The 26,063-nt window shown below is 34.3% G+C and carries 24 protein-coding genes and 2 pseudogenes; 22 read left to right on the top strand and 4 right to left on the bottom strand.

The features are described 5' to 3' along the window. The first annotated feature begins 7 nt into the window (after nt 1-7). From ACYFX0_RS29565 to ACYFX0_RS29600, 8 genes are all read left to right on the top strand, one after another. The gene (locus ACYFX0_RS29565; RefSeq protein ID WP_460272035.1) at nt 8-1,588 is read left to right on the top strand and encodes a hypothetical protein; all 1,581 of its coding nucleotides are present in this window, start codon (nt 8-10) and stop codon (nt 1,586-1,588) included. A 509-nt stretch (nt 1,589-2,097) separates the two neighbouring features. Then, complete coding sequence (locus ACYFX0_RS29570) at nt 2,098-4,938, top strand: phage tail protein (RefSeq protein WP_460272043.1); 2,841 nt, start codon at nt 2,098-2,100, stop codon at nt 4,936-4,938. Between the two features lies 1 nt (nt 4,939). Next, the gene (locus ACYFX0_RS29575) at nt 4,940-5,623 is read left to right on the top strand and encodes a phage tail protein (protein WP_460272036.1); all 684 of its coding nucleotides are present in this window, start codon (nt 4,940-4,942) and stop codon (nt 5,621-5,623) included. Continuing rightward, nucleotides 5,623-8,028 (top strand): phage tail spike protein, encoded by a 2,406-nt coding sequence (locus ACYFX0_RS29580; protein ID WP_460272037.1) that lies wholly within the window; start codon nt 5,623-5,625, stop codon nt 8,026-8,028. The genes ACYFX0_RS29575 and ACYFX0_RS29580 overlap by 1 nt, the downstream gene beginning before the upstream one ends. A 14-nt stretch (nt 8,029-8,042) precedes the next feature. Further along, a complete protein-coding gene (locus tag ACYFX0_RS29585) occupies nt 8,043-9,224 on the top strand; it encodes a BppU family phage baseplate upper protein (RefSeq protein WP_460272038.1) in 1,182 nt (393 codons plus the stop codon). A gap of 150 nt (nt 9,225-9,374) precedes the next feature. Further along, complete coding sequence (locus tag ACYFX0_RS29590) at nt 9,375-9,599, top strand: hemolysin XhlA family protein (RefSeq protein ID WP_460272039.1); 225 nt, start codon at nt 9,375-9,377, stop codon at nt 9,597-9,599. Between the two features lie 74 nt (nt 9,600-9,673). After that, nucleotides 9,674-10,099 carry a phage holin family protein gene (locus tag ACYFX0_RS29595; RefSeq protein ID WP_086398294.1) on the top strand — a complete coding sequence of 142 codons (426 nt, stop codon included), beginning with the start codon at nt 9,674-9,676 and terminating at the stop codon, nt 10,097-10,099. Beyond that, nucleotides 10,099-10,917 carry a GH25 family lysozyme gene (locus tag ACYFX0_RS29600; protein WP_086398295.1) on the top strand — a complete coding sequence of 273 codons (819 nt, stop codon included), beginning with the start codon at nt 10,099-10,101 and terminating at the stop codon, nt 10,915-10,917. The genes ACYFX0_RS29595 and ACYFX0_RS29600 overlap by 1 nt, the downstream gene beginning before the upstream one ends. A gap of 58 nt (nt 10,918-10,975) precedes the next feature. Here the strand turns inward: ACYFX0_RS29600 and ACYFX0_RS29605 are convergent. After that, nucleotides 10,976-11,098: pseudogene (locus ACYFX0_RS29605) on the bottom strand (YolD-like family protein); the annotation flags it as partial. Here ACYFX0_RS29605 and ACYFX0_RS29610 point away from each other — a divergent pair. Next, a pseudogene (locus tag ACYFX0_RS29610) lies at nt 11,093-11,212 on the top strand (replication-relaxation family protein); the annotation flags it as partial. The pseudogenes ACYFX0_RS29605 and ACYFX0_RS29610 overlap by 6 nt on opposite strands. Before the next feature lie 87 nt (nt 11,213-11,299). Here ACYFX0_RS29610 and ACYFX0_RS29615 read toward each other — a convergent pair. Further along, entirely contained in the window at nt 11,300-11,998 is a 699-nt protein-coding gene (locus ACYFX0_RS29615; protein WP_098902563.1) for a hypothetical protein, read from the bottom strand. Between the two features lie 621 nt (nt 11,999-12,619). Here ACYFX0_RS29615 and ACYFX0_RS29620 point away from each other — a divergent pair. The 4 genes from ACYFX0_RS29620 to ACYFX0_RS29635 all read left to right on the top strand — a co-directional run bounded on the left by ACYFX0_RS29620 (nt 12,620) and on the right by ACYFX0_RS29635 (nt 16,162). Further along, nucleotides 12,620-14,302 (top strand): RNaseH domain-containing protein, encoded by a 1,683-nt coding sequence (locus tag ACYFX0_RS29620; protein ID WP_460272040.1) that lies wholly within the window; start codon nt 12,620-12,622, stop codon nt 14,300-14,302. Between the two features lie 207 nt (nt 14,303-14,509). Further along, nucleotides 14,510-15,277, top strand: coding sequence for a DUF3959 family protein (locus ACYFX0_RS29625; RefSeq protein WP_074790193.1), 768 nt, complete (start codon nt 14,510-14,512; stop codon nt 15,275-15,277). A gap of 143 nt (nt 15,278-15,420) precedes the next feature. Further along, the gene (locus ACYFX0_RS29630; RefSeq protein ID WP_000905578.1) at nt 15,421-15,837 is read left to right on the top strand and encodes a DUF3995 domain-containing protein; all 417 of its coding nucleotides are present in this window, start codon (nt 15,421-15,423) and stop codon (nt 15,835-15,837) included. 121 nt (nt 15,838-15,958) lie between these two features. Then, complete coding sequence (locus ACYFX0_RS29635) at nt 15,959-16,162, top strand: hypothetical protein (RefSeq protein ID WP_000878369.1); 204 nt, start codon at nt 15,959-15,961, stop codon at nt 16,160-16,162. Between the two features lie 328 nt (nt 16,163-16,490). Here ACYFX0_RS29635 and ACYFX0_RS29640 read toward each other — a convergent pair whose 3' ends face one another. Then, a complete protein-coding gene (locus tag ACYFX0_RS29640; protein WP_000416837.1) occupies nt 16,491-16,703 on the bottom strand; it encodes a hypothetical protein in 213 nt (70 codons plus the stop codon). 209 nt (nt 16,704-16,912) lie between these two features. Between ACYFX0_RS29640 and ACYFX0_RS29645 the strand changes: the two genes are divergently transcribed. The 6 genes from ACYFX0_RS29645 (at nt 16,913) to ACYFX0_RS29670 (ending at nt 22,262) form a co-directional block, all read left to right on the top strand. Then, nucleotides 16,913-17,917 carry a DUF1835 domain-containing protein gene (locus ACYFX0_RS29645; protein WP_016098570.1) on the top strand — a complete coding sequence of 335 codons (1,005 nt, stop codon included), beginning with the start codon at nt 16,913-16,915 and terminating at the stop codon, nt 17,915-17,917. 146 nt (nt 17,918-18,063) lie between these two features. Next, the gene (locus ACYFX0_RS29650) at nt 18,064-18,468 is read left to right on the top strand and encodes a hypothetical protein (protein WP_000282691.1); all 405 of its coding nucleotides are present in this window, start codon (nt 18,064-18,066) and stop codon (nt 18,466-18,468) included. Nucleotides 18,469-18,628: 160 nt separating this feature from the next. Next, nucleotides 18,629-19,864, top strand: a complete 1,236-nt coding sequence (cypA, locus tag ACYFX0_RS29655) for a cytochrome P450 (RefSeq protein WP_106082201.1) — start codon at nt 18,629-18,631, stop codon at nt 19,862-19,864. A 266-nt stretch (nt 19,865-20,130) separates the two neighbouring features. Next, complete coding sequence (locus ACYFX0_RS29660) at nt 20,131-21,414, top strand: MFS transporter (protein ID WP_000106398.1); 1,284 nt, start codon at nt 20,131-20,133, stop codon at nt 21,412-21,414. Beyond that, nucleotides 21,404-22,036, top strand: a complete 633-nt coding sequence (locus tag ACYFX0_RS29665) for a Vat family streptogramin A O-acetyltransferase (RefSeq protein WP_001069207.1) — start codon at nt 21,404-21,406, stop codon at nt 22,034-22,036. Before ACYFX0_RS29660 ends, ACYFX0_RS29665 begins: the two co-directional genes overlap by 11 nt. A 70-nt stretch (nt 22,037-22,106) precedes the next feature. Further along, nucleotides 22,107-22,262 (top strand): DUF1540 domain-containing protein, encoded by a 156-nt coding sequence (locus ACYFX0_RS29670; protein WP_000046095.1) that lies wholly within the window; start codon nt 22,107-22,109, stop codon nt 22,260-22,262. Between the two features lie 102 nt (nt 22,263-22,364). Here ACYFX0_RS29670 and ACYFX0_RS29675 read toward each other — a convergent pair whose 3' ends face one another. Further along, the gene (locus ACYFX0_RS29675) at nt 22,365-22,862 is read right to left on the bottom strand and encodes a PadR family transcriptional regulator (RefSeq protein ID WP_000289121.1); all 498 of its coding nucleotides are present in this window, start codon (nt 22,860-22,862) and stop codon (nt 22,365-22,367) included. A 140-nt stretch (nt 22,863-23,002) separates the two neighbouring features. Here ACYFX0_RS29675 and ACYFX0_RS29680 point away from each other — a divergent pair, with 140 nt between their 5' ends. The 3 genes from ACYFX0_RS29680 (at nt 23,003) to ACYFX0_RS29690 (ending at nt 25,930) form a co-directional block, all read left to right on the top strand. Then, nucleotides 23,003-24,217, top strand: coding sequence for a cytochrome P450 (locus tag ACYFX0_RS29680; protein ID WP_106082202.1), 1,215 nt, complete (start codon nt 23,003-23,005; stop codon nt 24,215-24,217). 108 nt (nt 24,218-24,325) lie between these two features. Next, nucleotides 24,326-24,904 (top strand): cysteine dioxygenase family protein, encoded by a 579-nt coding sequence (locus ACYFX0_RS29685; protein WP_000954440.1) that lies wholly within the window; start codon nt 24,326-24,328, stop codon nt 24,902-24,904. A 174-nt stretch (nt 24,905-25,078) separates the two neighbouring features. Further along, nucleotides 25,079-25,930 carry a Cof-type HAD-IIB family hydrolase gene (locus tag ACYFX0_RS29690; protein WP_000766389.1) on the top strand — a complete coding sequence of 284 codons (852 nt, stop codon included), beginning with the start codon at nt 25,079-25,081 and terminating at the stop codon, nt 25,928-25,930. Nucleotides 25,931-26,063 lie beyond the last annotated feature (133 nt).

Consider the following 26,063-nt stretch of genomic DNA (forward strand, 5'->3'; position numbering starts at 1 on the left):
TGAGATAATGGCAAGAAATAATTCGGAAGTTGAAGTTATATTTAAAGCGCAAAATAAAGATTTTAATGATGCTATGAAGGGCATGAATCAGGAAACTAAAAAACTTCGTCAAGAAATGAAATTACAAGAAGAGCAGATGAAGTTAAATGCTACTGATTCAGAAAAACTACAAGCAAAGCTTCAAAACCTTTCCCAACAGTATGCAGTTGCACAAAGGGCGACGCAAGCAACGGCGGAACATTTACAACGTGCTAAAGAATTGTACGGAGAAAATTCTACTGTTGTAGCAAAACTAGAGTCAAAATTACGAAGTCAACAAATAATAGAACAACAGTTAGCGAATAGTATTAAACAAACTTCTGAAAGCTTAAAACAGGCGAGAGATGCTGAACAGGAAAGAACAAGTGAAACAGCTAAAGCGGCTCAAAAACTAAAAGAGCTAAAAGGACAGGAAGAGCAGTTGCAATCTTCTCTTTCTAAGTTGAATGCTCAATACGAATTACAAAAAGCAACGCTTGGTGAGAATGCTTCAGAAGTAGAGAAGTTACGTTTAAAAATAGATAACCTTGGAGAGCAACATACTGTTGCAGCTAGTAAAGTACAAAACTATCAAATACAGTTAGATCAAGCCAAACAGAAGTATGGCGAAAACGCTAGTGAAATCCAAAGATATGAAACGCAGCTTATACAAGCTCGTACAGCAGAACAGCAGTTGCAGAATCAATTAAGTGCGACGAATAGAAGTTTGCAGGAACAAGAAAACGCAACAAAACAATTAAAAACATTTTTTGATGCGACTGAAACGAGCGTAGACCATTTTGCAAATGCATTAGGGAATAACCTTACAAACGCAATACGAAACGGTACAGCGACCGCTAGGCAGTTAGAACAAGCGATTCAAATCATCGGTCGTGAAGCGTTAGGTTCAGAAGCAGATATTGAGAAATTACAGCGATCTCTTCATTCTATAGATGATGGGAACTCATTACAACAAGTTCGAAATGATTTGAGAGACCTTTCACGGGAAGCAGAAAGAGCATCGCACAGTTTTAAAGAATTAGATATCGGTTTAGAAAATATTCTTGGTGGATTAATGGCTGGTGGTGGTATTTCAGGAGCTATTGAGCAAGCGCTTGATACTTCTAAATTAAAAACAAAAATTGACGTTTCTTTTGAAGTTCCAGCATCCTCTAAAAAATCGGTAGAAGAAGCGGTTCGTGGTGTAGAAGCCTATGGTGTTGATGTAGAGGAAGCACTGGAGGGTACACGTAGACAATGGGCGTTAAATCAAACTGTCAGTGATAAAGCTAATGCTTCCATTGTAAAAGGAGCAGGAGCCATTGCAAGTGCTTATGCAGGTATAGATTTTACTGAGTTAATTCAAGAAGCGAATGAAATTGGTAATGAATTAGGGATAACTAGTGATACGGCTTTAGGGCTAACGAATCGTCTGTTGAAAATTGGCTTTCCTCCTGAGCAATTAGACATTATTGCTGAATATGGTGGGCAGCTAACACGAGCGGGTTACAATGCTGAAGAAGTACAAGCGATTATGGAGGCTGGTGTTGATACAGGTACCTGGAATTAGATTATAGTTCCCTTGTATGGCGACATACAATGAAAAACTCCTTTAATTCAGTGGAACTCTCAAATGAGACAATACTGAGCGAAGCCTTTTAATTAAGGAACGTGCAACGACTAGTCGAGAGACGTAGGGTGTAAGCAAACGACACTCGAAACGGGGAGCAACTCAAGTAGTTGAAGATATAGTCTAATCTATGCGGTGACGTATAGCAGTTCATAAGAGAACGAGCGTGATGTTGCGAATCACGTTGACTACAAATGATTGATAATCTCTTAGATGGATTAAAAGAAGGCCGTGTTAAAGCGGCTGAATTTGGTCAAGGTGTCGACAAGTCTATGAAAGAAGCTCTTGAAGGTACTAAAATATCGGCTGATCAGTTAGAAAAGTGGGGGCAATCTGTCGCTAAAGGCGGTAAAGAAGGTTCAGCAGCTATGACAGAGATTGCTAAAGCATTGGCTAGTATTGAAGATGAAACAAAGCGAAATGAGATTGGTGTTAAGCTTTTCGGAACGATGTATGAAGATCAAGGCCAGAATATCACCAATACACTTATTGGCGCTCAAGATAAAGTTATAGATTTAAACAAGAATCAAGAACAGCTAAATGAAATGATTAAGAAAATGGATGCCAGCCCAGCTGTAAAGTTTCAAAAAGCTATGAATGACTTAAAAATGGCACTTGAACCTGTTTTGGGAGTCATTGCTGATGTAATAAGTGCTTTTGCGGGCTTCGTTTCGGAACACCCAGCGTTATCAGCAGCTATAACAACAATTGTAACCGCGCTCGGGATTCTTGTTGGAGCATGTATGGCGTTAGCCCCAGTATTTGTCACCTTATCCAGTATAGCTGGTATATTGGGTGTAAGTATTGGGGCTGTTGCTGGTCCAGTTGCATTGTTAGTTGGGGGAGTAATAGCCGCATCCGCAGCTATTGCCGGATTGGTCATTTGGATGCGGAATTTGTGGCAAACCAATGAAGGGTTCAAAAATAGCATTACGAGTGTAATTGAAAGCGTTCAAAACTTTGGACACGCATTATCTTCACTAGGTAAATATCTATTCTATACGGCTGTTGATGGAGATTATTTAAATGATTGGATTACTCATTTGCCAAAAGGATTTCAAGATGCGGCTGAAATGATAGGATTGGCAGTTAGTAAGATACGTGAAGCATGCCTTCATCTTTTTGATGCAGTAAAAGCGGTCTTTTCGGGAGATTTTAGCCAGTTAGGTGAAATTTTTAAGATGATTGGCCCTACAATCGCAGGAGCAATTATTGGTGGGCTTCCTGGTGTGCTCGTCTCGGTATCTCGTTATTTACCAGCTATAGCGGAGTATTTGAATGCAAACTCAGGGATTATTCTTGAAACTATTACAAATATTTTTACCAATATAGCTAACTTTGTAACAACAGTATTACCGCAATTTCTAGAAGCGGGATCACAAATGATTTCAAACCTCGTGAATGGCTTGGTTGTAGCGGCTCCAATTATCCTAGAAGCCATTGTTGGGATTATAAATACAATTTCACAGATGATTGCTACCTATCTCCCTATGATTGTTCAAACGGGAATACAGATCATTCAAACTTTGATTTCTGGAATTGTACAAGTCTTACCTACACTGATAGAAACAGGACTTCAATTGATTTTAACCTTAATAAACGGAATCATGCAGATGCTTCCGCAGTTAATCCAAATAGCTGTAACGATTATTCAAACGATTATTAACGGAATTATGTCATTTTTACCACAGCTAATTGAAATGGGAATAAATTTATTAGTCTCATTAATTACAGGAATCACACAAGCTTTACCGATGATTGCTTTAGCGATTATTACAGTCATTACAACTTTAATTGAAGCCATTACAGCGAATTTACCTATGATAATTGAAGCTGGTGTTAAGGTTTTAACTAGCTTAATAGACGGAATCATTAAAATGCTACCGCAACTTATTGATTTAGCGATAAATCTTATAACCAAAGTAGCAGATACTTTATTAACAAACTTACCTAAAATAATTGAATCCGGTGTAAAGATTTTAATGGCCATTATTGATGGAATCGTACAAGTGTTACCACAACTTATTAATGCAGCATTAGATTTAATTGTCAAAATAGCATCCACATTAATTGCGAACTTGCCGAAGATACTGGAAGCTGGTGTGAAAATTTTACTTATGTTGATTGCTGGGATTGTAAAGGTGATACCGGAATTAATTGCAGCAGCATTAAAGCTAATTGTTACTTTAGCGGGAGAGTTAATTAAGAATCTACCTAAAATCCTTGAAGCTGGTGTTCAACTGATCTGGGCTTTAATAAAAGGTATCGTGAGTATGGTTGGAAAATTAGGTTCTACAATCGTGACAGATATTGTACCGAAGATTGTTGATACATTAAAGAAAATTGATTTATTCAAGATAGGTAAAGATATTATAAGTGGATTGATAGACGGCCTAGGTAGTATGGCTGGTAAAGTGTTAAATAAGGTGAAATCTATTGGTAACGATATTCTTGACGGTTTTACTTCCTTCTTCGACATCCATAGTCCATCTCGAAAAATGAGGGATCAGGTTGGTAAACAAGTTGGTGCTGGGCTTGCTGTTGGTATGGAACAATCAATGTCAACAGTTCTTGCGGCAGCTAAAAACTTAGCAAATTTAGTGTATACGGTATTAGAAACTACGTTAAATACTTTCAATAGCTCCACTTTAAACGACATGAATAATAATAATCCTCTTCGGAGTTATTTTGAGGCAATATTGGAAGATGGTGACTATCTTAATGATTGGATTACCCATTTACCCGTAGACATGAGGGATGCGCTTAAACAAGTTGGTAAAGAGCTTGAAGGTTATGATGTTAATAGTGGTATGAGCGAAAATAATCCTGTTGCTCGTTATATTCGTAGTGTATTAGAGAGTGGAGATCCTTTTCAAAAGATATTAGAAGAGGAATTTGTAGAGTCTGGAAAGTGGTTGGAGATAGGTAAGAAAGTAGCTGGTTTCAGAGAGCAGATTTTTAAAGATTTTTATAATGCACCAAACCAAAAGTCAACCAAAGGTAATGTGTTACAATCCGCACTTAATAACATTTCAAATATGGTTGATGATACTTTTAAAAAGTTAAATTTATATGGAATAAATAAACAAGATAACATCGCTTCTAATCTGTCTACGTTAGCGACAAGAGCAGTCCAACCGATTGTTCAACAAATTGACAGTGGTCCTGTAGAAATTAATTTTTATAACACAATTAATAATGAACGTGATGTGGATCGTATGTTTGAAAAAGCAAATGATTGGTTTGCTGAGCGTGGCCGTAATGTAAAAATAGGAATAGGGAGGACTTAAATTGCTAGACATAGGTATCGATAATCAGTTAGCAAGTGACTATGGAATATGTATGGTAGAACGCCCTGTTATTCCTACAGCAGAACAGGAAGTAGAACATATTGAATTGCCGGGTAGACATGGTTCACTTACAAAAAAAGGGGCGTTTAAAGACGTCCCTTTAAAAATAAAATTCAATATGCTTGAAGAAGAGAATATTAAGCCATTAGTTCGGCGCATGAAGGCTTGGTTGATGAATGGCAAGACACTATATTTTACAGATGATGATGTGTATCGAAAAATTAAACATGTTGTAGTAGGTGATATTGCGAATGAAATAGAAGAACACGGTGAGTTTGAAGTCGACTTTACGCTTGATCCGTTTGAGTATACAGAAAATGCAAACATAATGTTGAGTACTCCTGGAACTATTTATAATCCAGGTACAATGGAATCAACTCCAATGTTGTTTGTTGCAGGGAATGGTACATTTCGAATTTTTATTAATGATGTTTCTTTTCAGATTAAAGATGTAAATGGTTCTGTTGTAATAGATTCAGAATTATTAGAGGCATACAGTGGTACAGTATCAATGAATGATAAGATGATTGGTGGTTTTCCAGAATTCCAAATAGGAGAAAATAAAATAGAGTGGTCAGGTGCTATTCAATTTATTTCAATTCAACCAAGATGGAGATATAAATAATGATTACTTTATATAAACCAAATGAAACAGATTTTACGCATAACGGAATTGGTGTTTTAGATAAACATATTTATAGTGCAACTGTTGAGGAAGAACTCAACGGTTTATTTGTTTTTAATTTTAATTATCCTTTATTTGCTCCATATGGAACGAAGATTGACGGAATGAGCATCATAAAAGTTCCTACTCCTGATGGGGATCAGTTATTTCGCGTGGTGACTCCTAAAGTGAGCATGGGAGAAATCAAAGCGGTTTGTTATCACATTTTTTATGATTTAACGGAAAACTTGATTGAAGATATATTTATTCAGCCCACAAATGGTAGTGCGGCTATGGCTAGGTTATCATCAGGTTGTCAATATAAGCATCCTTTTACTTTTTATTCTGATGTAACAAATATATCCACCGCACGTATTGTTCGAAAGAATCCAGTTGAAGCAATGTTGGATACGAGCCAAGATAACTCATTCGTAAATCGATGGGGTGGCGAATTAAAAAGAGATAACTTTGATGTAAAGATGTTGAAAAGCCGAGGATCTAACCGTGGAGTAGTTATCAGGCATAAAAAAGATTTGTTAGGGTATGAGGGAAGTGTGGACTGGAAAAGCCCTACTACCAGAATTATGCCACAAGGGTTTGACGGATTGTTATTACCAGAAAAATATGTAGATAGCCCACTAATTAATAAGTATCCGCATCCAAGAATACGAGTAATTGAGTTTAATCATATAAAAGCGGCTATTGGTAAAAATGCGAATGATGAAGACGCAGTACCTCTAGAAGAAGCATATAAAAGGTTACGTCAAGCCGCTAAAAATATGTTTGATATTCAGATGGTAGATCAACCAAAAGCGACTTATAAGGTTGAATTTCAAGAGTTGTCTCAAACAGAGGAGTATAAGGAATATAAAATTTTACAGCGTGTCTGGATGGGGGATATTGTTACAGTTAAACATGAGGAAGATGGTATTGATATTCAAGCAAAAGTCATTGCGTATAAATATGATCCAATTAAAAAGGAATATATCAATGTAACCATTGGTAACTTTAAAGAATCTTTTACAGACGTTACAGGTAAAGTGGATCAAATTCAACAAGATTTATCCAATATGCCAGGATCTTTACTTGATGCGGCGAAAGAAAATGCAACAAAACTAATTAATTCAGGGTTTGGTGGAAATGTACGTGTATATCCAGACCGAATTTTAATTATGGATACCAAAAATGAAATGACAGCTTCAAAAGTGTGGCAGTGGAACATAAACGGGTTAGGTTATTCATCAAACGGGGTAAATGGTCCGTATGAAATAGCAATGACAAAAGATGGGCGTATTGTTGCGGATTTCATCACTACTGGAGTATTGAATGGAAATTTGATTCGAGGCGGAGAAATAACAGGAACCACTCTTAGAACTGCCAATGATTCCAATTATGTTTCTATTTCCAAGCAATTTATTAGATTAATGGAATCGTATATCACTCGGATTTTCATGGGCTATTATATAAATAATAATAATGTCATGCAACCCACTATTGTATTAGGTGGCAACAATGATATAACAGCCACGCAAGGTGCAGTGTTAGTTTATCAGCTAGATGGTTCTCCGAAGTCAGGGGGAATCGGAATATCGAATGGGTATCAAAATGGTGACCTAACAAGGGTCTATTTCTCAGCATCTCTTGCGTTTAATAAAAATGGCCATGCGGAACTAAGTTCGGATCAAAGCTTAGAACTCGAGTCAAAAGAATCCTATGCTTCTTTGAAGTGTCAAAATAATCTTTTTCTGGAAAGTAAAGCAGGTGGCGCTTATTTTACTGCAAAAGAAGGGTTTAACTTTCGCCAAAATGGAGATCGAATTGTGGATTTGAAGTTGACACCTGGTGGAGATAGTGACATCGTATTTCAGAACATCTTATTACGGAATAATAGAAATTATGAAAGTACCTATGTGCAAGTAAAAAGTGGTGGAGGAACTTATTTTAACGGTGTATTAGCAGCAGATTTTAAAGTGTCTTCAAAAAAGAAATATAAAACCAATATACGTGATATTAAATTTGACGCGTTAGAGAAGGTAATGGGGTGGGAGATTAAACAATATAACCTTAAAACAGAAATGGCTCAATTATATGATATGCGTATGAACCGTAAAGAAGGAGATCCACTCCTTACAACAAACGATATTACAACGCACTATGGAGTTGTACTTCCGGATGAATCAAAAGAAAATGGTGTTGGCTTATATGGAATGATTGCGCAGACTGTTAAAGCATTTCAGGAGTATGTAGCCAAAACAGATGCTAGAATCGAAGAATTAGAGCCAATAAAACCTAAAGGAAATATAAAACACAGGAACAAAGTAAAACGTCAAAGAAGACCGCCTAGACGCGTGAAAAGGAATAGTTAGAGAGAGGTGTAGTCATGCGAAATGAGGAAATTATTATAGATTTAGCAGATCCTGTGTTTACCAAAATAATTCGTTCGAGACAAAATGATAAAAACGGGTTGAAGATTACTGTATATGTAAGAGAGAAGGGGCAAAATGTTGATTTAACAGGGTATGCAGTGAAGTATGAAGCGATTAATCAAATTGGACTGTTCGTTCGGGATGATGCTCAAATAGTTGACGCAAAGAATGGCGTATTTTCATACACATTGTCCTCGCAAGCTGTTTCCACATCGGATGATTGGACAGCTTATTTTGTTATGGAAAAAAGTACAGAACGAATGAGTACACCAGACATTCGGATTACATTAAGGCGAGATGTGAAAGAAGGAAATATTAAAATTGAAAATTATATTTCTGAGTTTGAAATTATTAAGAAAACGTTGGACGAGTTACAACAGAAATTAAATGCTATGGATGTTGTTAAGAAAAGCGGCGATACGATGCCTGGCAACCTCTTGTTTGACAGGGCGGGTACAGCCAATACTAACAAAATAGCATTCTCTACGGCAGGAGTTGAAGAGCTCAACTTCTACCAAACAGGGGATGGTTATTACGGGATTAGGGATGTTAAAGGAAATCAAGGCGTTTGGGATTATAATCGTTACAATAAAACGTTTAATGTTTCCGCTAATACAAACCTTGTTAAGAAAGCTGGCGACATCATAAATGGATTACTTGAATTTAAGATTGATAACGCAATTGTGCTGGGAAGTCGTTCTTATAAGACAGTCATTCACAAAGGGGCGCAGGGAGAGCTGATTTTTGCTCCTTCTACAAAGGAACAGGGGGATACTTGGGATTGGTCTAAAAAAGTGGAATTTCGGACTGACGGTACAGTAAAACAAGCAACGGATACAGGATGGATTAACCTTCCTACAACTGGTGTAGAGATCATTGCTGATAGGATAATGAAGTACAAGAGAAGTGGGGAGCAGATATCTGTCATTGGATCAGTTAAAAATCCGGCAAATACAACTGTATTTGCAACACTTCCAGTTGGCTTTCGACCTGTGCAAAATATCGCTTTTCCGGCACTGGCATATGGAGCTGTACCAACAGTTTGTGAAGTTACAGTTAAAAGTGATGGTGGAATTTTCGTAAATGGTGTTCAGAGTGGAAATACCATTCATATTGCAATGAGCTTTTTAATTTAATTATTACAAATGAAGCGTGCATAAGCAGGTTTTTTATTTTGTATAAAATAGGGCTTTTGTATAAAAATTAGCCCATGCATTCACTTAAAAAAGGGTTGTCTCATACTATTTAGAGATTGCTTTATTAAGATTTCAAAAGGATGTGAATGTATGGAAGACGTATATGTAAAAGTCGACAGCCTAAAAGCAGAACAAAAAGAAATCATGCGAGATATTCGTAATTTGGAAACTCGTACGACGATAAATGAAAAAGATATTTCTACCATCAATAAGCAATTAGAAAAAATCAGTCTAAATACCACATGGATTTTACGTATTGTTATTAGTGCAATAGTTATGGCAGTTTTAGGTTTGATATTCAAAGGTTGGATTTAGGGTGTATATATAAAAGTATTTGTGAAAGAGGGACAAGTGTCTCTCTTTTTTATTTAGAAGAAGGAGGAAAGAATGTGGATCGCATTGATGTATTACTGAAAGCATTTATAGCTACGTTTGGTGGCTTCTGTGGGTATTTCTTGGGGGGATGGGATGCAACATTGAAAATTTTAGTGACGATGGCAGTTATTGATTATTTAACTGGCATGATTGCAGCAGGATATAACGGAGAATTAAAAAGTAAAGTTGGTTTTAAGGGCATCGCCAAAAAGGTGGTGCTTTTTCTTTTGGTCGGAGCGGCTGCTCAACTAGATTCAGCACTGGGAAGTAACAGCGCAATTCGTGAAGCGACCATTTTCTTCTTCATGGGCAATGAGTTACTTTCACTTTTAGAAAATGCTGGACGAATGGGTATTCCACTTCCACAAGCCTTAACAAATGCAGTTGAAATTTTAGGTGGCAAACAAAAACAAGAAGAGAAAAAAGGAGATGTTCAATAATGGGACACATTGTAGATATTTCAAAATGGAATGGTGGTATTAACTGGCCTATAGCCAAACAATACATTGATTTCATCATCGCTCGTGTACAAGATGGTTCAAATTATGCAGATCCATTATATAAGGGATATGTACAATCCATGAAACAACATGGCATTCCTTTTGGTAACTATGCATTCTGTCGTTTCGTTTCCGAGAATGATGCACGTGTAGAAGCTCGAGACTTCTGGAATCGTGGAGACAAGAGTGCAACAGTCTGGGTTGCTGATGTAGAAGTAAAAACAATGGATGATATGAGAGCGGGCACGCAAGCGTTTATCGATGAACTACGCCGATTAGGTGCTCAAAAAGTTGGTTTATATGTTGGCCATCATATGTATGCTCCATTCGGAATGGCAAATGTAAAATCTGACTTTGTATGGATTCCTCGTTATGGCGGGAATAGACCAGCTTATCCATGTGATATCTGGCAATACACTGAAACAGGAAATGTACCTGGTATTGGAAAGTGTGATTTGAATGAATTAATTGGAAGCAAGTCGTTAGATTGGTTTACAAATAAATCGTATAAAGAAGAAGGAGTGGAGATTATCGTGAGCAAACATAATAAGGTGGTTACTTATGAATTTGGTGTAAATTTAGTTCCTGAAATGATTCAAATGATGGATAAGCTTGGGTACACTTCAAAAATTGTTTCCCGCGGAGATCGTCAGGGGCTTGTTTATTTTGAGTCGGATTATCGTCAAGGTAGCGAGCTAGATAAAGCAACAGCGTGGTTAGATGCTAAAGGATTAAATTATTACTATACAAAAGAATAATTTTATGAGCAAAAATAAGTGCCGCCCTGAGGCGGCTTTTTTAGTTTATATCAACTAATTAATCGAATTTAAATTCCATATTTAAACCGAAAGCATCTATACAGTATACAGTTTCCAGCTTCGGTTCGATATGTAATACATTTATGTACATTTCTTGGACAACTCCTTCACGATAAACGGAAAACTACCAGCGATCCATTCCTTCACCATAACAAAATATAGGGAAAAGAAATTGGAACAACTGGTAGCCAAATCTGACGTGTTTATAAAAGTATCTGTAATAGAAGGATTTTAATCACAAACAAATAGGTAGATATATATATAAATAGAGAGTGGAAATAATTCGTACACTTACTACAATGGTCACATAGTTATGTTAAGGCTATATTGTACCATAAGTTGGTGTACCAAGAGAAACCGGTGCCCATTGTGCAGCGGTGCTTCCATCCTCTTCTTTGATACAGAACCAAAGTTTAAACGATTTTTCGCGATTTTTAGAGTCATTAAAGTCAAAAGTGACGAGCAAATCACCAGGACATCCATCTTTTGGTAGAGCTCCCAGGTCATTTGGAGTAAGACGAACTTGAGCTCCTTTGCTTGATTTAAATACACCACCACGCCCGGTTCTTTCTTGTGAAATTCCATAAACCCCAATGCCTTTCTCACTTTCACCATAAATACCAGTTCCTAATCCATTAGCTGGATCAATAAATGAATCGTAAATTGTAGGGTTTATGCTTGCATTACTTGTCCCAACAACACCTAGTCCTCCTAACTTTACAGCGCCAACTACGCCAGCCCGGTTTTTTCTGTTATGTTGACCAACAACCCCAACAATACCCTGAAAACCGTCTCCGAATACACCGAAATTCTCGCCGCGCCCGCAAACTCCAATTCCTGGTACAGGGGTAAACCTATCGTTACTTGGATTAGTGAAGCCCTCACCATAAACCCCACATTGCTTCCCCTGTACATTTATTCCATATTCCATCTTTATTGTTTTTGTAGAAAATGCAGCGAATGGAAATCCAGATCCAGCGAGTGGCGGGCCTACGGCAGTATATTGATCGTCATGTGGCATAAATAGTCCTCCTAACATTGTTTTGAATGCATCATGAATATAGTGACCTTACTTGTTATTCACTATCCCCCTAAAAATAAAAATCTACGGAAATAAATAAAAAATTAATATGCATTCAAGAATTTAAAAAATCACTAAGTAAGAATACAAATAGGGAGGACAATATGCCTGTAGAAGGATAAGACATAAAGAAATTCTAATTACATTAACATTTAAGTGGCTAATAAAATCAGCCACGAATTAATAACAAGTAGTGAAATCGTAGAAAAACGTTATCAGATAAACGTACATTTAATAAGACGTGTGAAACGAAATGAAACGAAATGAAACCATATAAAACGAAGGTGTATTTTTAGATCATATGTACCAATTGGGTACATAATCAGTATATCAAGAAGGAATGTGTGTATTATCTAAACAAAAAAGTGCTAACAAGTTTGCAAACGAACTTGCTAACACTTAAACAGAATAGACATAAATTATCGCCGATATGTCATCTTTGAAAATAGCTTTAATCAGTTACATCATACTTATACGAAATGTTCATAAAAACAGTCTTAATATCAAGAATATAATCATCCAGATATTCCTTTACTTTTCAGACGAAAACGAGGGATGATATTGATTTCTACCCCAGAGTTTGCATCAAATAATAAAAAAATACGGTTTGTAAAACTAAAAATGCAACAAGCTACAACCGGCATGAAATGGATTAAGATATTTAGAAATTTAAAAGATGATTTTCAAATAGGTGGAGATTTGGATTTAGACCATATTCTCCAATATCCGAAAGATTATATTGTCGGGGAAAATAAAAGGGTGTTATTTCCATACAATGAAAGAATATATAAAGTCCAAGGTACTAAAATAGAACCAGGTATAAAAGTAAAGGAAAGAGAGTATTTATTTAAAGAATTCCAGCGTAAATTCTCTTATTTCACAATACTTCCAGAATGTAAAAAGGTAGCAACAAATAACAAAAATGAATTATTTCCTTTATTTGCACCAAAAGGATTAGAGACATTAACATTAGAAGTTTGGTCTGAAAATATAGCGCTGGAAATAGAACAAGCATTACTTGATAGCGAAATTGTTTTGACTAAAATTGGTGAAAATTCTTATGTATTGAATACAGATTTCCCAGTATTATTAAAGATTGTGAGATACAATATTGAAAAGGTGTTACAAAATCCATATAAAATGCAATATTGTCAAAAATATAAAACAAATCTTGTAGATGATGTTACGAAAGCTGTCTATGCTACCGCGGGTGAGCGCAGTGATGCGACATTAGCATTAATCGCAATGAAAAATTGTGATGGACGCGAAAAAATTGATCCAAAACAAATCATTAGAGAGGGATTTGCACGAACAAATCGTATTTCAACATTTATTAATTTATTTATAGGCCAAAGTGTATCTCGTAAAACAATTGTAAATAGTGTTTTTAGTCTATTAGAACAAAAAGGATTTTTGAAGCGTAGTTGGAATAAGATAAATTTACCTTGTACATATGTTAATTTATCAATTGAACGAATATCGAAATTTGATTTCTTACCTATTCTTTCAAAAATAAAAGGAAAAGAAATTTTATATAAATTATATGGGAATACAGAGTGGCAAAAGATTGATTACGTATTATTAAATATAAATAAACATAATGCATTTTTATCACAACCATCAAAGAGAAATGATATGGGGGCTCTTTTTAAACAATATGTTTTCGAAACATTAATGGAAATTGTACAATATGCAAAAGAACAAAATGAACAAGTTTACTTCATTGTAGATGCAAATTTGAGAAAATATTGGATAAAAGAGTTACAAAATAAAGAAATTAATACAGATATTTTACCTGATATTGTTCCAGAGGTATTAAAGGTTCCCAACTTAAATATTATTAGAATAAATACAGGTTTTGATGTACCAAGCTACGGTGTAATAGAATGTGATGATGCTCTAGATAGAATAGGCTTATATGCAGATCAAAAAGGGATGTATTATAGCACTGGTGAATATTCACTTAATTGTAGTGAAGTTTTTCAGCGATATATAATTGAAATTCTACCATTAGGTGTAAAACCTGTAGAAAGGGATTATATCGCTAAAATGATACATTACATGTGCTGTAATTCTAGTATGCTTTCGAAAAAGAATGTACACATGACATATTCCGTACATATGGAAAAAGTAATAAAGAGTTATATTTCTGACATAGATGCAAGAGAATTTAAAGAATTTGATGATGAATTGGATGTAGATGTAGTAAAAGTAGAAAAGAAAGATTCAATTATTCTACTTTAAATACTAGTAAACAAATCCTGCTCGTTATATCGATCAGGATTTGTCATTTTTTTATGCAAATAAGGATATCATTTGTCAAGTATCTTTTCGTTTACATATTTACTTTATGTGCAGACAGGATTAATATGTTTTTTAGAAATACAAAAACTATACCAAATGGAAAAGCGATTTTTATTAATTGAAAAAATTTGAAAGGAATGGGGAATGGTGAAGAAATTAGATGTGCTCTTAATGCTACTGAGCGTCCTCTTTCCAATTGCAGGACTTACAAAGCAAATCCCTCTAGAACAATCTGTATATATTGGAGGGCTTTTATTTTTTACTAGTTTCGGTAGTTATTTTGCTAAAAAGATGTATTCACGTATATGCAGCTGGATAGCGTATGCGCCATTTATAACATTACTGTTAGTTATTTGGCATCAGGATATTACAACAAGCTCAATCATAGTAAATGCGAAAATTGCTGCATGTGTCGCGTTAATTCCATGTTTATTTCGTTTTCGTACATATGGACTTACTTTGGGATTATTCTCATTATGGGCCGCTTTACTATGGGATATAAAAGAAGTACAGTCGTTAGTCATACTTGAACGCATGACGAGTTTAATGACAAGCCATTATGTATATATATTACTATTAATTGGAGGACTTGTATTAGGAGGATTACTTGCGATGTTCATTCACCGCAAAGAGAAAGATAATAATAAAGAAAATATAAATCTACTTGGACCAAAAAAGAAACGCAAAAGATTATCATTTAAGATTCGTCTTCCGAGATTACCGAAATTAAAGATGAAACTATTTAAGTTTGGTGGGAAAGAATCTAAAAGTAAAATTCCAGAAAAGATACATGAGCATAAGTACGAAGAACCAGTTGCAACATATAAAATGACAGAGAAAATAGATCCATACAAAGAAAATGAAGTTCAAGGTCAAACAAGGATGGAACGCCGAAGAAATAGGTTTAATGCATAATGAAGTTTAATAACCCCGTAATGACTTATCTTAATATTGATAAATCATTACGGTTTTTTTATGTAATTAAATAAAGGTTGCTAATGAGGGGGGGATAGCATATTTTATAGGTGAGAAGTTAAATAAAATAAGGGGAGGATAAAATGCTTATCATTACATATATATCTGCTTGTATATTATTCTTAGTTAGCTTTTTACATGTATATTGGGGTTTCGGAGGTAATTGGGGGACAAATAGTGTTATACCAACTAAATCAGGGGAAAAGGCGTTTACACCTCGTGCCGGAATGACATTGTTCATTGCATTATTATTAAGTATGGCAGCGATAATTTTGTTGCAACAAGCAAATATTGTTCATTTTGCAGTTCCTAATGTTATTATTCAAGTCGGTTCCTGGATTTGTATGATCGTCTTTTCTATTAGAGTAATTGGTGAGTTTAATTATTTTGGTATCTTTAAACGACAAAAAGATACGCACTTCGCTAGAATGGATACTGGTTTATATATTCCACTTTGTGCATTTTTATCTTTATCTTTCTTATTAGTAATAATTTTGTGAGTAAATAATAGTAGTTTCTTTTCTCAAAATATATGTAAACGTGAGAAATCCAAGAGTAAATAAAAAAGGGTGTAAGCGCCTTCTTGTCGAAATGTAAATTATTATGAAAGGCGGTGACACTATGAAGTATGTAAAAGTTAGTATGAATGGTGGAAGTGAACACAAATTTTCAATGACTTTAGATCGGTTTGAAGAACTTATTACTACAGAGAATGGGATATTAGAAAATAAATTAGTATGTATTGAAAATGTAATGATTAATCCTACTAATATATCTTCTGTAGTTGAAAAAATTGGTGTACCGGCTAAGTTTATGGAAGCTTAAAATCGTTAGATAAAAAACATCCCCAATGGATGTTTTTTAATTTATAAATATGAAATTGTATAGTGAATATTTGAGTAGATTTTTTTAGCAATGACTATGCATATATTAAGTACCTGAACATGGTGCTTAATATATGCACGAAATAATAAGTACAAGCATATATTATGTAGTAGGACAAGATCTTCGTGTCCTACTTAATACTCAGAAAAAACCTCTAATCACATAAGAGCATCCAATTGCAGGGTGCTCTTATTTTTGTAAAAATTTACTGCAAGCCTTATTTTATAGTAGGATGCAAGAATAAAGGGCTATTTTTAAATAATGTTCTTTAGCCTTTAATGTTAAATTTATCTTTAACATTAGTAAATATTAAAAATAATATGATAGCAGAAATTAAGTTAGATAAGTAGAAATCTTGATGAAACAGTAGTTCGAAGATGACATAGAAAGTAACGAATAAGGCGATAACAGGTAGTATGCAAATAAATATAAATCTCCAATTTTTTAAGTAATGTCTATAATTAGTAAGTACTTTCTCCATAAATGTAGCTCCTATATTTTTGTTTTTATATAATTATACATTTAGATACAAGGATTTTCAAAGTAAAAATATTTAGCAATTCAAAAATATAAGGAAAGTATTTGTTGAAAATCCAGATTGCTCTAGCAATCTGGATTTGACTTTAAAGAACTATACTAAAATGATACACTATAATCTACGTTATTTTTGAAATGAATAGAGGGATTTGTGTGATAGATAAAATTAAAAATGCTGTAGAGGATATGTACGAGGATGAGGTTAAAGATTTACTTCAAAGTATTCTCATACAGTTAAACTTATTAGAAGAAAACTATAGTGAAGATACAATTAAAAATTTGATGGATATTCCGAAACAATTAACGAGTAATCCTACTTATAAAAGAAATGTAAAAGAAAGTACGCACGTACATATTGCTTTTGATGATTCAACGGCTGGTTGCTTAACATATATGTTAAGTCAAGAAGAATTATTTGAAGAGAGTGTTGTTGCTTTTTCTGAATTCTTTTCAATTGGACCGATATATAAGTTGCATACGAATGGGGGGCAACTAGCAAGACAGAAGTGGTTAATAAATAATTTAACTGCTTATGATAGTTATTTTGAAGAAGAATATTTATCAAGATTTATAGCAACTATAGAAGAACTACATACTATTCCTGTTGAAACGCCTATTACAATTTGGAAGGCTGATAATGCACATGAACATGTAGGCCTAAGTTTTGTAATGGCACAATTAAAGGATAAGAAAAACATTCGAGTTATTAATACATCTGAAGCAAGTCGAGAAATATTAAAACAAGAGTATGATATTCGTGGAACTGGAGAATTACCACCTGAAAGTTTAGCTCTATTCCAAAAAAGTTTTGCAAAGTTACCTTATTTAACTGAAGAGAAGCGAATGAAGTTTGAACATGAATGGGATAGAATATCGGGAAGCGTAGAATGTTTAAGAGTGTGGAAAGAAAATGAAGTATATTCTGTACAAGAAGATTATTTTGATCAATTTATAATTGAATGCGCGAAAAGTGTGGGTGCTGATCGAGAATTCCTCAAAGCTCCTAGAGTAATTGGTGAAGCACTTGGTCTTGTTGAACAATTGGTTGGAGATACTTTCTTAGAATATCGCTTGAAACAATTAATTAAACAAGAAGTATTTGAATTTGAAGGTTCGTTAGATGAAATGCGTTTTTATAGTGTGAAGTTAAGGAAATAATAAACACCTTCTATTTTTGAAAGGCTCGTATTTTTAATAATACGAGCTTTTTAAGTTGAATTTGGGCTATAACATAAGCTTCCCAGAGAGGGCATATCACATATAAATGTTAAAGGTAATGAATGAAAAGTAGGTGATTTGTTAATATGTATAACCAACAAAATTATCCATATGATCAAGCGATGTATTATAATCCACAAAACTACGGGTATGAATCTGTAGATGAAGCGAGAGATATGGAACAAGAAGATTACAGACCAGATGATGCGGAAGATGCTCCAACGTCACCACCGCCGTCGCAAGCTCCGTCGTTACCGTCTACCTTTGCGTCTCCATCTCAAGCGGGCAATATGAAATCATGGATGTGTAATTGTCTAGGAAGATGGGGCTATTTACGTTTACATCGTCCTGGTCCTTTCGGAAGGGACTTATGGTTCTTTCCGACTGAAGTGAGAAGAAACGGAGTATCAGGTTACACTTGGCAAGGTGGTCGTCGTCGTAAAGTAAGTTATCGCTATCAACAAATTAGTAATTTTATGTGCTTCGCATAAAGAGTAGTGGGAGAGTGAAACGATTTTACTCTCTCACTTTTTTATTTTTCAATATAGGAAGTAAGATTTTGGTTAAAAATTTACAATTTTCACGTTTTTATTAGAGTATAATGCATATGTTGGGTTGGTTTTCAAAAACAAATGAGAGTGAGGGAATACAATGTCAATGAAAAACAAGGTTGGACTAAAAATAGAGGAGGGCATTAATTTAGCTTCAGCTCAATTTAAAGAAGATGCGTATGAAATTTATAAAGAATCTAGAAAAATGCAACCTATCTTATTTGTGAATAAAACTGAACTAGGTGCGGAATGGCTTATCACAAGATATGAAGATGCTTTGCCACTTTTAAAAGATAGTCGCTTAAAAAAAGATCCAGCCAATGTATTTTCTCAAGATACATTGAATGTGTTTCTTACTGTTGACAATAGTGATTATTTAACTACTCATATGTTAAATTCAGATCCACCTAACCATAATCGTTTACGATCACTCGTACAAAAAGCTTTTACACCGAAGATGATCACGCAATTGGAAGGAAGAATACAGGATATTGCAGATGATTTGTTAAATGAAGTCGAGCGAAAGGGTTCATTAAATCTTGTTGATGATTATTCGTTCCCTTTACCGATTATTGTAATAAGTGAAATGCTTGGCATTCCAAAAGAAGATCAAGCGAAATTTAGAATTTGGTCTCATGCTGTCATTGCTTACCCAGAAACACCAGAAGAAATAAAAGAAACTGAAAAGCAACTATCTGAGTTTATTACATATCTTCAATATTTAGTTGATATTAAACGAAAAGAGCCAAAAGAAGACTTGGTGAGTGCTTTAATACTTGCAGAGAGTGAAGGGCATAAACTTAGCGCTCGGGAACTATATTCAATGATAATGTTACTAATTGTGGCGGGACACGAGACAACGGTAAATTTAATAACAAATACGGTATTAGCGCTCCTCGAAAATCCAGATCAATTACAGTTATTAAAAGAAAATCCAAAATTAATTGATGCCGCTATTGAGGAAGGACTACGATATTATTCTCCAGTTGAGGTTACAACTTCAAGATGGGCAGATGAACCTTTTCAAATTCACGACCAAACAATCGAAAAAGGAGATATGGTTGTCATTGCCTTAGCTTCTGCAAACCGTGATGAAACTGTATTTGAAAACCCAGAAGTATTCGATATTACTCGGGAAAATAATCGTCATATTGCCTTTGGTCATGGTAGCCATTTCTGCTTAGGCGCTTCACTTGCTAGGTTGGAAGCAAAGATTGCTATTACTACTTTGTTTAATCGAATGCCTGAACTACAAATAAAAGGGAATCGTGAAGAAATTAAATGGCAAGGTAACTATTTAATGCGTTCTTTAGAGGAATTGCCTTTAACTTTCTAGAATAGTAAAAGGAGACATGCATACATCGAAAATGATTTACATAGAGTATGTATGTGTTATTTAAATTCGAAACGGAAGGGTGAAGACATCCCAATGATCAACTAATTCTATTTGTAAGAGATCTTCGTTAAAAAACGAAATATTCTTCTGAATAGGGTTAGTCTGTACATTTATAGAAAAGGGATGTATTTCGCTCTGCGAATATATAGTCTTTTTATATGATTTGTGCTGCCTCCTGTTCAGAACATGAAATAGGAGGCTTTTTTATGTCGACAAATGTAGTAACGAAACAAAACAATGGGGTATCACAAGTATTAAAAAATCGGTTTGTTCAAGGGATTTTAGCATCAGCATTATTTTTACAAATAGGAATATGGGTTCGAAACTTTGCGGTATTATTATATGTAATGGAAATGACAAAAGGTGATGCTTTTGCTATTTCGATGATTTCAGTTGCTGAATTCGCTCCAATTTTTATTTTTTCATTTATTGGCGGTACTTTTGCTGATAGGTGGAAGCCAAAGAAGACAATGATATGGTGTGAGACGTTAAGTTCCATTTCAGTATTCGCTGTATTAATTACGCTTATGTTTGGAACGTGGAAAATTGTGTTTTTTGTGACACTCATCTCTGCAATCCTTTCACAGTTTTCACAACCATCTGGAATGAAGTTGTTTAAACAACATTTATCAACGGAACAAATTCAATTAGCAATGTCTATATATCAAACGATATTTGCAATATTTATGGTATTAGGACCAATCCTAGGGACATTTATCTTTCATAGTTTTGGAATTTATATTTCAATCATCATAACAGGCATCTCGTTTTTACTTGCGGCAGTTGTATTGTTATTTCTTCCGAAAGATCTTGAAAACGACGTAGAAAAGAAAGATATCACTCTGTTGCAGGAGATGAAGGATGGTATTAAGTATGTCAAAAAGAAAAAAGCATTAACTTTGCTAGGGCTTTGTTTTATGGCTGCAGGACTAGGTATAGGATTAATTCAGCCATTAGGTATATTTATTGTGACTGAGCAGTTAGGATTATCAAAAGAGAGTTTACAGTGGCTACTAACAGTAAATGGTGCGGGAATGATTGTTGGCGGAGCATTAGCGATGGTATTTGCGAAAAACGTTGCTCCGCAAAAGATGTTAATTATCGGTATGCTTGGTCAAGCAATTGGTATTAGCATTATAGGGTATTCTACAAATTTATGGGTTACACTTACAGCGCAGCTTTTTAGTGGTTTAGCTCTTCCTTGTATCCAAATTGGTATTAATACGCTTATTATTCAAAATAGCGATACCGATTTTATAGGTCGTGTAAATGGTATTTTAAGTCCACTATTTACCGGTTCAATGGTAGTAACGATGAGTATAGCTGGCTCATTAAAAGAGATGTTTTCATTAAGTATGATGTATGAAGGGACGGCTTTACTTTTTATAATTGGATTATTGTTTATTATACCTATATACAATTTAAAGCCAGTAATAGCGATAGAAAGTGAAATAAGTGGTAAAGGAAGTGCTGTACAGAATGAATCCTAATCCAAATATTAAATACCCTATTGAAGGAAATCAAAACGTTCAATTTATAAAAAATACAATAACAAAATCTAATATACTTGTTGGTGACTATTCTTATTATGATGCGAAAGATGGAGAAAAATTTGAAAATCGAGTATTACATCATTATGAATTTCTTGGAGATCGCCTTATTATTGGAAAGTTTTGTTGTATTGCATCTGGAGTTAACTTTATTATGAACGGAGCCAATCATCGGATGGATGGATTTTCGGCATATCCATTTAATATATTTGGAAATGGGTGGGAGAAGTATACACCTAGTTTGTCTGATTTACCTTACAAAGGTGATACAGTTATAGGAAATGACGTTTGGATTGGTATGGATACAACAATTATGCCCGGAATAAAAATAGGGGATGGTGCAATCATTGCAGCTAAATCTGTTGTGACTAGAGACGTCGCACCATATACAATTGTTGGTGGAAACCCTGCAAATAAAATAAAAGAGAGATTTTCAAATGAAACAATTCAAGAATTATTGCAAATTCAATGGTGGCATTTTGATATTGAAAAAATAACTGGAAATATTGATGCTATTGTACGCGGAGATATTGAACCATTAAGAAAGCTAAAAAGGGAATAAAAAATGGATGACAAATAGTATCATACCTCCGAATTTTGTTAATGATAATAGAACAAGGAGGTGTGATACTATGGCACAAGACGTTTTATGTGAAGTAAACAACTGTAAATTTTGGGCGAACGGTAATAAATGTAGTGCAGAGGCAATTTACGTAGTAAGTCATAAAGGTAAACATGCATCTACAACGGAAGAAACAGATTGCAAAACATTCGATCCAGAAGTGTAAATTGTTTAAGGGTAGCCAAATCGTGGTTGCCCTTTTATTAATGATAGTATTGATAATAAATATCATTTTCATTCATTGATTTTAGCTTTTTTTTTTATTTTTTCATATTTTCTTCATAAGTGATGTAATCCAACTCAATTCATGTTCAATTCGTGATTTACTAAATTCAATGACTTCAGTAATAAAGGGTGAGGTAACCTCTAGAGACTGGATAGCGGTAAGTTGATTATGTAGTACGTTTTGACGTACAGTCAAAATCTCTTTTCTAGCTTCATATTCAAGTTTTTCAAATAGTGCGATACGAACAAGAAATTCTGCATTATTTGTCGCAAGTTTTTCGGGAAACTCTCGTAACATTTCAGAAAAAATTTCTTCTCCTGTTTCTGTTATATCGTACATATTTCGATTTGGTTTTCCAACTTGTTTATGTATTTTTTTCGTTATAGCACCCATATTTTCAAAGCGCCGAAGGGCAGGGTAAAGCATGTTGTGATTTAATTCAAAATTCTCACCTAAACGATTTTGAACATTTTTTTTGATTTCATATCCATGTTTTGGTCCTGTCGTTAATTCTGCTAGTAGTAAAATGTCAACGTACATAAAAATCCCCCTTATATATTTCTCAAGTTCTCTAATGAAAAATCTCCTTTAGTATATGTTAAAATAACATATGATAGTTTATACAACTTTGAACTGCCGACCTATCACTTTTATTGTAAAAGAAAAGGGAGGAAAGAACTATGGCTTCACCTGAAAATGTTATTTTAGTTCATGAAATTTCAAAGCTGAAAACAAAAGAAGAATTATGGAATCCATATGAATGGTATCGTTTGATGAGGGATAATCACCCAGTTCATTATGATGAAGAGCAGGATGTATGGAATGTTTTTTTATATGATGATGTAAATCGTGTTTTATCAGATTATCGCTTATTTTCAAGTAGAAGGGAGCGCAGACAATTCTCAATCCCTCCATTAGAAACTAGAATAAATATAAACTCTACAGATCCACCAGAACATCGCAATGTACGTTCCATTGTTTCTAAGGCATTTACTCCAAGAAGTCTAGAACAGTGGAAACCTCGAATACAGGCTATCGCAGATGAACTTGTACAGCATATCGAAAAATATAGTGAAGTTAATATCGTTGAACAGTTTGCTGCACCTTTACCTGTTACCGTTATTTCCGATTTATTAGGAGTCCCTACAACAGATCGTAAAAAAATTAAAGCATGGTCTGATATTTTATTTATGCCGTATAGTAAAGAAAAGTTTAATGATCTGGATGCGGAGAAAGAGATAGCATTAAATGAATTCAAAGTATATCTTCTACCGATCGTTCAGGTAAAGAGATATCATTTAACTGATGATATCATTTCCGATTTAATTCGAGCTGAATATGAAGGCGAAAGATTAACCGATGAAGAAATTGTAACCTTTTCATTAGGTTTACTAGCGGCTGGGAATGAAACCACTACAAATTTAATTATTAATAGCTTTTATTGCTTTTTAGTAGATTCACCTGGAATTTATGAAGATTTAAGAAAAACCCCTAGCTTAATTTCAAAAGCGATTGAGGAAGTATTACGCTATCGCTTTCCTGTTACATTGGCCCGGAGGATTACAGAGGATACAAATATATTTGGCCCTTTAATGAAAAAGGATCAGATGATTGTTGCGTGGGTTAGTGCAGCGAATTTAGATGAGAAAAAATTTTCACACCCCTCTCAATTTAATGTACATCGAATAGGAAATGAAAAGCATTTAACCTTTGGGAAAGGTCCTCACTTTTGCTTAGGAGCACCACTTGCACGTTTAGAAGCTGAGATTGCATTAACTACCTTTATAAATGCTTTTGAAAAAATAGAGCTATCTCCATCTTTCTGTTTAGAAAAATGTATATTGGAAAATGAACAAACATTAAAATACTTACCTATTCGATTGAAAGCCAAATAAAAATCTCAACAAGGTGCATACATTTGCATCTTGTTTTTTGTTTCTCAATTGTGAGTTTCAGGTAATTACCTTAATATGGAGTTGTATAAAACGTAGAGGAGGATTCCTATGTTGACTTGTAATGGAAGTAAATCATTTCAAAAGTTTATTAAAGGTGTTACAGATCTTATGGAAAACGGTTTATTTGAAGAAGAAATAGTGTGTGGCATTGAAAAGTTACTAGAAGAACTTTTAGAAAAGAAAACATGGCTTCCGTTAGATAAACAGAAGGCGAATTCGACTCAATATGCACGACATTTATTGTATGAGGATCCGCTCAAACGTTTTGAAGTACTAGCTCTCGTATGGAAAGATGGACAATCTACACCTTTACATGATCATGACGGCACATGGGGGGTAGAAGGCGTCTTTTCAGGAAGGATAATGGTGCAGAACTTTATACAAACGAAACAACTTGGAAATTCACTTGTTTATTTAACACATACAGGAAATCTATATTTGGGAGAAGGAGAAACCGATAAAGTCATTCCACCTGCGGATTGTCATATTCTTGAAATTAGCAAAAAGGAAAGCGTTATCACAATTCATATCTATGGAAAACGGTTAGAAAAGTTTAAAGTATATATCCCAACTGAAGAAAAAAATGTGTACATGTGTGAGACAAAATACATTAGTTATAATTCATAGTTTGAAATCCAAAGCTTTTTAAAAAGAAAAGCTTTGGATTTTATTTTTAATTATTTCTTGACCTGAAACGCTTTTCATAAATTATAAATAAGAAGTACCTCACGAGGATTGTATGAAAACGATACCTAATAATTAATTAGAACTCGTGTATTTATAGAAAGTGGTGAAGAAATAATGAAATTAATCGCAATTGATTTAGATGGAACTCTTCTTTCGGGGAATAAAATGATTAGTAAAGAAAATGCAGAAGCAATTCGAACATGTCAAGAAGCTGGCCATGTTGTAGCAATTTGTACTGGACGTTCTATTGTTGATATTGAACGATTATTGTTAGAAGTTGATTTAGAGTGTCCAATCATTGCGGAAAATGGTGCGCTTATATATAAAGATAAGAAAATGATGAAGAGATATCCAATTCAAAATATGCAGGCACTTGAAATTGTGGAATATCTTGAAGAGAATGGTTTATATTATCAGCTTTATACTGATAAAGGTGTGTATGTACCGGATTATGGAGTAGAGAGTGTACGTAATGAAATTGAGTATGTGAAGAATTCAAAAGAAAATTTCGACTTGAAAGAGTTAAAAACAATCGCAGCATTATATCTTGAGCATACAGCGTTTCATAGTGCGGAAAGTTGTAAGCCAATTGTAGAAACAGATATACATGTGCATAAACTATTACCATTTTCTTATGATATTGAGAAATTAAAAAAACTAAAAGAAACATTTATTCATAATACAGATTTAGCAATTACATCTTCATATTGGCACAATTTAGAGATTAATCATAGAGATGCTCAAAAAGGGAATGGATTATATACTTTAGCAGAATATCTTAATATTCCAGTTGAAAACACTGTAGCGATAGGTGATGGGCTAAACGACGTTTCTATGATGGAAAAAGCGAACATATCAATTGCGATGGGTAATGCAGTTGAAGAAATAAAAACAATCTGTAAATACGAAACGTTATCAAATGAAGAACATGGTGTGGCACATGCTTTATATAAATATGTAATGTAATTAAAAAAGAAAAAAGAATCCAAAGGGATTCTTTTTTCTTTTTTATTAGGGGTAAGGTATTCTATGAGATTCATAGAAGCCTTATTACATTTCATTATATAGAATATATTGGAATAAATGTTTATATTTTTCG

It is taken from the genome of Bacillus sp. NEAU-Y102, from assembly GCF_054788175.1.